The following is an 8,487-nucleotide window of genomic DNA, read 5'->3' on the forward strand; positions in this document are numbered from 1 at the left end:
CTCCATGTCCGGCAATGTGATGCTCGGAATGGCCACTGCGATTACGCGGATCGACGAAGTACGCAGTGCGCTCGGCAAGGTCCTGCCCGTCGCTTCGCGCTATCGCCGCGTGGGGCTTATCACCTACGGGCCGGGACCGTACAACCAGTGCAACGTTGAACTGAACATGAAGCCAAGGCCCAACGCCGCAAGGCACATCATGCAAGAGTTGGATGTGATCACGCCTGCCGGCAAGACGCCGCTGACCGCCGCAGTCGAGCAGGCGGCAGAGGTTCTCGATTTTCGTAACAAGCCCGGCGTCATCGTCGTTTTAACCGACGGTGAGGAGACGTGCGGCGGATCGCCGTGCGAGCTCGGCAAGGAACTTCAAGACGGCGCCGCGCGACTGACCGTTCACGTTATCGCCTACCGGACGTCATACTTCAGCTGGACAGGTGAGCAGAGCGTTCTCGGAATTAGATGCTTGGCCGAGAAGAATAACGGCCTCTACGTTACCGCGGACACACAGGACGAGCTTGTCGCCGCCTTCCGCGAAACGCTCAGCTGCCCAATGGTATCGCGAGCACCAAGTAACTGAGTCGCGCTCAGCTACGTGGCCAGCGCGCGGCGACCGTATTGGTGAGCAATTCGAGCCAGCTTTTCACTTGGGCGAACACGAGGAAATTGTCGTGTACACGCTGGCGCCCGCTGCGCCCGAAGGCTGCGCGCTTGACCGGATCGCTCAGCAGCGTATCGAGCGCTTCGGCGATCTCTTGAGGGTCCTCCGGATCGGTCACCAAGAGCCCGTCGAGGTCGGGACGGATCTGCTGCCTTATGCCGACGGCACACGAGCCCATTAACGCCGCACGCTTCCACATGGGCTCGGTCACCGTGAGCCCAAAGCCTTCCTGGATCGAGTTCTGGGCAACGACGTCAGAGCAAAGCTGCAAAGCGTTGACGATGAGTGCGTTGTTCTTCTTCGACGACATCGGCAAGGACATCATGGCGATATCGGCTTGCAGATGCGGGGGCAGGGCGTCATAGGCCGCGCACAGCTCGGCGAGGACCTCCTTGCCTTCGGGATCGTCGTCGACTGAGGACGGGTCCGGTCCTGCCAGAACGAGCCGCACCAGTTGAAGGGCGTGTTGATGTTGATCGTCGAGATCGGTACGCGCCTCCAGACCAAGCTTGAGAGAGACGAAGCCCTCCATTAGCGGCACGAAACCCTTGAGCCGGTCCCAGCGCGATACTTGCGTCACGATAGGCCGGAACAGAAGGCCGAAATCCTCCGGCTCCGTTGCAGGCGCCCAGCTGCCGTCCGCCTGAAGCCGCTTGGCCGGTTCGGGAAACGCCGGGGTCGTGACGGGTCCCCAAGGCTTGACGAGCGCGGCGTTGGCGAGAATGCCCACCAGCTCATGGACCCTGAGGTAACGGTTCTTATCGCTTAAGGGGTCGATGGCTGGGTGGATAATTGTAGAGCGTCCGGCGAGGCAACTCGGGATGTACTCCGGCGCAGTGAAAATGGCGTGATCGTAAGGCGTCGCATAAGGATCGAGAAAGTCCCAGGCGGCGCGGGTCTGCGGCGTCTCGCGGTCAAGGCCGATATGGCAGCGCCAGATCGCCGCGATGTCCGCCCTGTCGCGCAAGAGCGCGCCGGCGCCCATGGGCTGGGGATCGTGAATGACGAGCACATCGCCCGGCGACAGGAATGCCTCAATCGCGTCTGCATTCTCTTCGCTCACCCGGTCATAGAGCGCGCGGTCGTCCGGGCCGAGATTCGGGTCGCCCATGCCGTGGATGAGATTGTGCAAATGCTTGGTCAGCCGGAAGAACGCATGGTCCTGTGTCTCCATGACTAGCCAATGCGCGTCGACGCCGAGTTCGCGCAGCAAGGCCAGCAGCGCCGGCAACATCTCTGCCACACCGCCGCCCTGCGCGGTGCTGTTCACCATCACCAAGCGGCGGCCGTCCAGTCCGGCCAAGCGGCTCTCGGCCTCTTGGCGAAGACTGCGCACCGTGCCGTTCAGATCAGCGATGCTTTCGTAATCGGCAAGGGTGGCTGAGTGCCGTGGTTCGACGACATGCACCATGAACCCAGTCTATCTCATCGAGTCTTAGCGAATTGCCAAAAACCGGACACGAGGCGACACGGTGGCTGCAATCGAGAGCCTTGAGGCGGAAACGCGCTAGTTCAGCTTGGATTTCAGGGTGTCGATGCCCTGAGAGATCAGCTTGTCGGCCGTCTTGGCCGTCAGCTTGCCCGCGATCACCGACTGCGCAGCAGCCACGGCGGCGTCGGCCGCGGCGGCGCGCACGTCGCGCAGGGCCTCCGTCTCGGCGCGGGCGATCTTGTCCTCAGCCTGCTTCATGCGCCGCTCGAACTGCTCCTTCATGGCGCGGGAGGTCTCGGTGGCCATGGCCTTGGCCTCTTTGCCCGCGAGTGCCACGATGTCGTCTGCTTCTTTGGCTGCATCGCCCTGCTTGCGGCGGTAGTCGGCGAGCACCTTCTCCGCCTCTTCGCGCAAGGATTGGGCTTCCTCGATCTCCTTGGCGATAGCCGCCGCGCGGGCATCGAGCGCCGTGGCGATCTTCTTGTGCACGCCGAAATAGAACAGGAGCGCAAGGAACAAGAAGAAGGAGACGGCAACCCAGAATTCCGGTGTGGCGAGGATATCCATGACTTAGGCCTTCCGCGCCGCGGTTACGGCTTTCTCGATGTCGCCTTTGGCGGGCGCCGTGCCCGTCAGCTGCCGCACGATGTCCGCAGCGACATCCGTGGCGACCGCGTTCACGTCTTTCATCGCCGAAGCCTTAGCTTCGTCAATGCGTGCCTCGGCCTCGGCGCTTCGGGCGGCGAGCTTCTTTTCCAGCTTGGCCCGCTCGGCGTCGGTTTCGGCTTTCAGCTTGGCGCGGCCTTCTTCGACGATGCCATGCGCTTTCTGCTTGGCTTCGGCCAGCGCCTGCTCATAAGCGGCGATGGCGTCCTCGGTCTCGCGCCGGAGTTTGTCGGCGGCTTCCAAGTCGCCCTTGATGTGTGCCGCACGCTTGTCGATCACACTACCGATGCGCGGCAGCGCTACCCATACCATCAGCAAATAAAGAACGCCGAAGGTGAGGGCGAGCCAGATGAGCTGAGGGGCCCAATCGAGCGGATCGAGTTGCGGCATCGTCGTGTCCTTGAGTTAAAGAGCCAAAGGGCTCGAACTAGAACACAAACAGAATAATCAGCGCCACCACGAGGCCGAACAGCCCCGTCGCTTCGGCCAGAGCAAAGCCGAGCAGCAGGTTGGCGAACTGAGTCGGCGCCGCCGACGGGTTGCGCAAGGCACCCTGTAGGTAGTTGCCGAAGATGGTGCCGATGCCGATGCCGGCGCCGACGAGCGCGATCGAGGCAAGTCCTGCGCCGATCAGTTTTGCTGCTTCTGCTTCCATAACTCTCTCTCCTTAGAACGATCGTTGTGTGTGATGGCCTCAGTGCATGTGAAGCGCATCGTTGAGATAGATGCAGGTGAGGATGGCGAACACATAGGCTTGCAGGAACGCCACCAAGATCTCCAGGCCCGTAAAGGCCACCATGAATGCAAGCGCCGCCCAACCACCGAAGAGCCCAAGCGCCACCACGAACGAGCCGAACACCTTCAGCATGGTGTGGCCGGCCATCATGTTGGCGAAGAGACGAACCGAAAGGCTGACGGGCCGTGTGAGATAAGAGATGACCTCGATCACGACGAGCAGCGGCAGCATGACGAAGGGCACGCCCGACGGCACGAAGAACTTCAAGAAGCCGATACCGTGCTTCCAGAAGCCAATCAGCGTCACGCCGATGAAGATGAAAGCGGCCAGCGCAAAGGTGACAATGATGTGGCTCGTCACCGTAAAGGAGTAGGGCACCATGCCGAGCATGTTTAGCACGAGCACGAACATGAAGAGCGTGAAGATGAAGGGGAAGTACTTCATCCCCGAGGTGCCGACATTGTCGCGCACCATGTTGGCCACGAATTCGTAGGACAGCTCGGCCACCGATTGCATGCGGCCAGGCACCAGTGCGCCTGAGCGCATGGAGAAAAGCGCGAAGAGGGTGATCAGCGCCGCGGCAATGACCATGAACAGTGCGGAGTTGGTGAAGGAGGCGTCGAAGCCGAACGCGTTGAGATCGATCAGGCGCTGAATTTCGAACTGGTGCATCGGATCGGGCAGACCTGTGCCGCCGCCACCGTGTCCCCCGTGTGCATCGTCTGCTGCGTAAGCTGCCGAAATCACCTTGCCTTAGTCCTTGTCGTCGTTGTCAGTCGCGTTTCGCAGGTGGTGTCCCGGCATCGGCTCGCCCTGCATGGCCTTGGCTGTCCGAACCACGTTCATGATGCCGGCGCCCCCGCCCAAAAACAGAAAGGCCACCATCAAGAACGGGGCTGTACCGAACAGCTGGTCGAGAGCCCAGCCGATTAACCCCCCTACGCCTACCCCAGCGACCAACTCGGTCGCCAGCCTGAGTGCCTGGCCCATCGCCTTGCTCCGGCCCTCCTGGTCGTCGGAGGTCTCCGGGCGGCGCCCTTGCGCCGTCGCGAGCTTCCCTTCCAGAGCGTCAAGCCGCCGCCGAATGTCACTTTTGTCGCGGCCGCTTCGGTGGCGTCCGGACTGATTTTCGGCTCCGGCCATTGGCGTGCTCAATTTCCGGGAAAGCCCCAAGGAACCGGTTGGCCCTCAAGCTTCGCGGGCACTTTAGTTAGGGATTCCAGGCTGTCAAGGAAGTCACGGCGACGCAGGGGGCGCTGCGAAATGCGCTGAAAAATCAGCGCTAACTGGCGTCGCGGAGCCTTTCCGCGGTCTCCAGGTCCACCGACACGAGCTGGCTTACGCCGCGCTCGGCCATGGTGACGCCGAACAGCCGGCTGACCCGGGCCATGGTGAGCGGATGGTGGGTGATGATCAGGAAGCGGGTGTCCGTCTCTCGGGCCATCTCCTCCATCAGCCGGCAGAAGCGGTCCACATTGGCGTCGTCCAGCGGCGCATCCACCTCGTCCAGCACGCAGATGGGGGACGGATTGGTCAAAAACACCGCGAAAATCAACGCCATGGCGGTCAGCGCCTTCTCGCCGCCCGAGAGCAGCGTCAGGGTCTGCGTGCGCTTTCCGGGTGGCTGGGCGAAGATTTCCAGCCCCGATTCCAAGGGATCGTCGGAATCGACCAGCTTCAGTTCGGCCGAGCCGCCGCCGAACAGCGTCTTGAACAGATGTCCGAAATGGCTGTTCACCGTCTCGAATGCCTCAAGCAGGCGCTTGCGGCCCTCGCGGTTCAGGTTCGAGATGCCCTGCCGCAGCCGTGCGATGGCTTCCTCGACGTCCGCCTTCTCACGCTCCATCTCTTCCATTTGCGTCGATAGCGCGGCCTCTTCTTCCTCGGCCCGCAGGTTGACGCCGCCGAGCCGCTCGCGATCGGCCTTCAACTTGGTCAGCCGCTCTTCCACCTCTTCGAGCGGCGGGATATCGGCGCCGTCGTCCAGATTGGCGCGGGCGAGGCACTCTTCCGGTGTGCAGTCCAGCTGCTCGCGGACCAGACGGGCCAGCTCGCTGCGGCGCTCACGCGCGCCTTCCAGCCTGGCCTCGCCGCCTGCCTTGGCCTCGCGCGCTTCGGCCAGCTTCTCCTGCACCGCGCGTAAGGCTTTGTCCTCTTCCTTCAGCGCCGTCTCCGCGACCGCCAGGTCGTCGGCGGCCTTGGCCCGCTCGCGCTCAGCCTCGGCGATGGCCTCCATCAGCTTGCCGCGGCGCTCTTCGATCTCCGTTGGCAAATTGACGAGGGCTTCCAGATCGGCGCTCGTCTCCTCTTTGCGCGCCCGCAAGGTCTCGATCTGCTCGCGGGCATTGGTGATGCGCTTGCGCCACAATTCCTCTTCGGCGCGAATGGCCTCCGCGCGCTCTTGGCGCAGGCGCACCTCGCGCTCGAAGCCTTCCAAATTGGCCTCCGCGCGCGCCGCTTCCGAACGGACCGTCCCGGCTTCGCCCTGAGCCGCTTCCAGCGCGGCTTCCAGACCGGCGAGGGAGGCGAGCGCTAGCTGCGCCTCATCGTTGCTTGTGCTGAGCCCTCGCGCCTCTTCCAGTGCCGCCTTGGTGCGGGTCAGCGCTTCGGCAAGCGCGCCGAGCTGTTTGGAGCTGGCTTGAGCCTCGTGCTCGCACGCCGCGATGCCTTCGCGCGCGCGGTCGAGCTCGCTCTGCGTCTCCTTGGCCTTCAGGCGGAGGTCCTTGGTCTTCTGGGTCGCGTCGGCCGCGCGCTCGGTGGCGGCGGTGAACGCCGCCTCGGCGGAGGATTGCGCTTCTCCAGCCTCGGTCGTCTTGTCTTTCAAGGCCGCGAGCCGGCTGCGCTCCATCAGGCGCGCGCCCGCGGCGGTCTCCGTCCCCGCTGTGACGCTGTAACCGTCCCAGCGCCATAGATCGCCGTCCCGCGACACAAGCCGCTGGCCGGGCTTGAGCGCCGTTTGCAGGTCCCGGCCTTGGGTGGGCTCCACGACGCCAATTTGCGCCAAGCGGCGGGCAAGCGCCTCCGGGGCTTTCACGAACTGGCTGAACGGGACCGCACCGGCTGGAAGAGGGTGATCCCCGGCGCCGTCGGCGGTTTTCCGCCAATGGGCCGGCGCGCTGTCCTCGGACGCAGCGTCCAGATCATCGCCCAGCGCGGCACCAAGAGCCTGCTCGTATCCACCCTCGACGCTCACCTCTTCGACGATCGGCGCCCACTCGTGGGTCGGTGCCAGCAGCTTGGTCAGCGTAGCGAGTTCAGTCTCGATCTCCTGGCGGGAGAGTTTGGCGGCGGCGGCATCCGAACGTAAGCGTGCTTCCTCGGCACGGGCCTGCTCCTCGTCCGCCTCGGCTTTGGCGAGTGCTGTCTCAGTCTCCTGCAAGGCAGCGGTGAGCCGGTCGGCGTCCGCGCGCAGTTGAGCGAATTGGGCGTTGCCGCCGGTCTCCGCTTCCAGCTTGGCAAGTTCCTGCTCGACGTCGCCCGCTTGGGACTCGAGCTGGGCGATTCGCGCGGCGGTCGTAGTCTTCTCGCCTTCCAAGCGGCCGCGTTCGGCTTTTGCCTCGGCGAGCTCGGTGGTGGCCTGGCGCAGCGCGTCCTCCGCGGCGATACGCGCCTCGACTGCCTTGGCGGCGGCGGCGCGGAGCTGCGGCTCCTCCTCGTCGCGTTCGCTCGATGCTACGAGCTTGCGGCTTTCCTCACCCAGTCCGCGCAACATGCTTTCGGCCTCGGCGATGTGTTCTTCCTCGCGGGCGAGGTCGCGGGAGGCCTGCGCCAGCCGCGTCTCCAGTTCCGCCTGGCGGGCCTTGGCCCGGGCCTCTTCGCGCTCCAGCGCGTCCCGTTCCACGCTCAAGCGGTGCAACACCGCCGCGCGCTCGGCTTCCGCATCGCGCAACGGCTGGAGCTTCTCGGCCGCTTCGGCTTGGCGCCGCAAGGCCTCGCCTTCAGCCTTGGTCTCTTCGGCGACCGCCGACAGCGACTCTTGGAATGCCGCCTCGTCAGCCTCGACCTGCCCGCAAGCGGCCGTCCATTGCAGGTGGTACTGCAAGGCCTCCATCTCGTGGATCTTGTCGGAGATCTGCCGGTAGCGCTTGGCCTGGCGCGCTTGGCGGCGCATGGCGTTGAGCTGCGATTTGATTTGGCCGATGAGGTCGGCCAGCCGCCCGAGATTGGTCTCGGCTGCCTTGAGGCGCAATTCCGCCTCGTGGCGGCGGCTATGCAGGCCGGCAATGCCGGCGGCGTCTTCCAGCACGCGCCGGCGCTCTTGCGGCGCGGCGTTGACGATCTCGCCGATGCGGCCCTGCTGGACCAGCGCCGGTGAGCGGGCGCCTGTCGCGGCGTCCTCGAACAGCAGCCGGATATCCCGGGCGCGCACGTCCTTGCCGTTGATCTTGTAAGCCGACCCGGCCTCGCGCTCGATGCGCCGCGTCACCTCAAGCAAGTCGGAGTCGTTGAATTCGGCAGGCGCCAGCCGCTTGCTGTTGTCGAGGAACAGCGTCACCTCGGCGGTGTTGCGCGCCGGCCGGTCCTGAGAGCCGGCAAAGATCACGTCGTCCATGGCCGAGCCGCGCATGCTCTTATAAGAGGTCTCGCCCATGGCCCAGCGGAGCGCCTCGAGCAGATTGGACTTGCCGCAGCCGTTCGGGCCGACGACACCGGTGAGGCCGTTCTCGACCAGGAGCTCGGTCGGCTCCACAAACGACTTGAATCCGAGTAGGCGGAGTCGGGTGATCTGCACGGGCTAGCGATCCTTAAATGGACGTATGAGTGACGCGTGGATGGACGCGTACTGTTACCAGTGAACTTGGCAGTGGTTGGGCGTGATTCGCAACGGCGGCGGTCAAGATGCCTGTGGTCGAATCAGTGCCTTGATTTCGTCGAATGTGACGGTGCCTTGAAGCTTTTGGCCATTGATGAAGAAGCTCGGCGTCCCGATCACGCCGTATTTGCGCCCGCGCTCCTTCACCACCGTCAGGCCATCGATAATGGATTGATTCGATA

9 protein-coding genes are annotated in these 8,487 nt (G+C 64.2%); 1 reads left to right on the forward strand and 8 read right to left on the reverse strand.

The window, feature by feature from the left end; translation table 11 throughout:
• A partial coding sequence (locus ABY454_RS11390; RefSeq protein ID WP_372930777.1) for a VWA domain-containing protein occupies nucleotides 1-577 on the forward strand: 577 nt, incomplete at its 5' end.
• Nucleotides 578-584: 7 nt separating this feature from the next.
• Here the strand turns inward: ABY454_RS11390 and ABY454_RS11395 are convergent.
• From ABY454_RS11395 to ABY454_RS11430, 8 genes are all read right to left on the reverse strand, one after another.
• Complete coding sequence (locus ABY454_RS11395) at nucleotides 585-2,069, reverse strand: glycosyltransferase (RefSeq protein ID WP_372930779.1); 1,485 nt, start codon at nucleotides 2,067-2,069, stop codon at nucleotides 585-587.
• Nucleotides 2,070-2,165: 96 nt separating this feature from the next.
• The gene (locus ABY454_RS11400; protein ID WP_372930781.1) at nucleotides 2,166-2,657 is read right to left on the reverse strand and encodes an ATP F0F1 synthase subunit B; all 492 of its coding nucleotides are present in this window, start codon (nucleotides 2,655-2,657) and stop codon (nucleotides 2,166-2,168) included.
• Between the two features lie 3 nt (nucleotides 2,658-2,660).
• Nucleotides 2,661-3,146 (reverse strand): ATP F0F1 synthase subunit B, encoded by a 486-nt coding sequence (locus ABY454_RS11405; RefSeq protein WP_372930783.1) that lies wholly within the window; start codon nucleotides 3,144-3,146, stop codon nucleotides 2,661-2,663.
• A gap of 37 nt (nucleotides 3,147-3,183) precedes the next feature.
• Nucleotides 3,184-3,411, reverse strand: a complete 228-nt coding sequence (locus ABY454_RS11410) for a F0F1 ATP synthase subunit C (RefSeq protein WP_372930784.1) — start codon at nucleotides 3,409-3,411, stop codon at nucleotides 3,184-3,186.
• Nucleotides 3,412-3,450: 39 nt separating this feature from the next.
• Nucleotides 3,451-4,164, reverse strand: a complete 714-nt coding sequence (locus ABY454_RS11415) for a F0F1 ATP synthase subunit A (RefSeq protein ID WP_372930789.1) — start codon at nucleotides 4,162-4,164, stop codon at nucleotides 3,451-3,453.
• Between the two features lie 81 nt (nucleotides 4,165-4,245).
• Nucleotides 4,246-4,635 carry an AtpZ/AtpI family protein gene (locus ABY454_RS11420; RefSeq protein ID WP_372930785.1) on the reverse strand — a complete coding sequence of 130 codons (390 nt, stop codon included), beginning with the start codon at nucleotides 4,633-4,635 and terminating at the stop codon, nucleotides 4,246-4,248.
• A gap of 139 nt (nucleotides 4,636-4,774) precedes the next feature.
• Nucleotides 4,775-8,224 (reverse strand): chromosome segregation SMC family protein, encoded by a 3,450-nt coding sequence (locus ABY454_RS11425; RefSeq protein WP_372930787.1) that lies wholly within the window; start codon nucleotides 8,222-8,224, stop codon nucleotides 4,775-4,777.
• A 102-nt stretch (nucleotides 8,225-8,326) separates the two neighbouring features.
• Nucleotides 8,327-8,455 carry a DsbA family protein gene (locus ABY454_RS11430; protein ID WP_372930791.1) on the reverse strand — a complete coding sequence of 43 codons (129 nt, stop codon included), beginning with the start codon at nucleotides 8,453-8,455 and terminating at the stop codon, nucleotides 8,327-8,329.
• Nucleotides 8,456-8,487 lie beyond the last annotated feature (32 nt).

The organism is Methyloceanibacter sp., assembly GCF_041573655.1.
In the GTDB taxonomy this organism is placed as follows: domain Bacteria; phylum Pseudomonadota; class Alphaproteobacteria; order Rhizobiales; family Methyloligellaceae; genus Methyloceanibacter.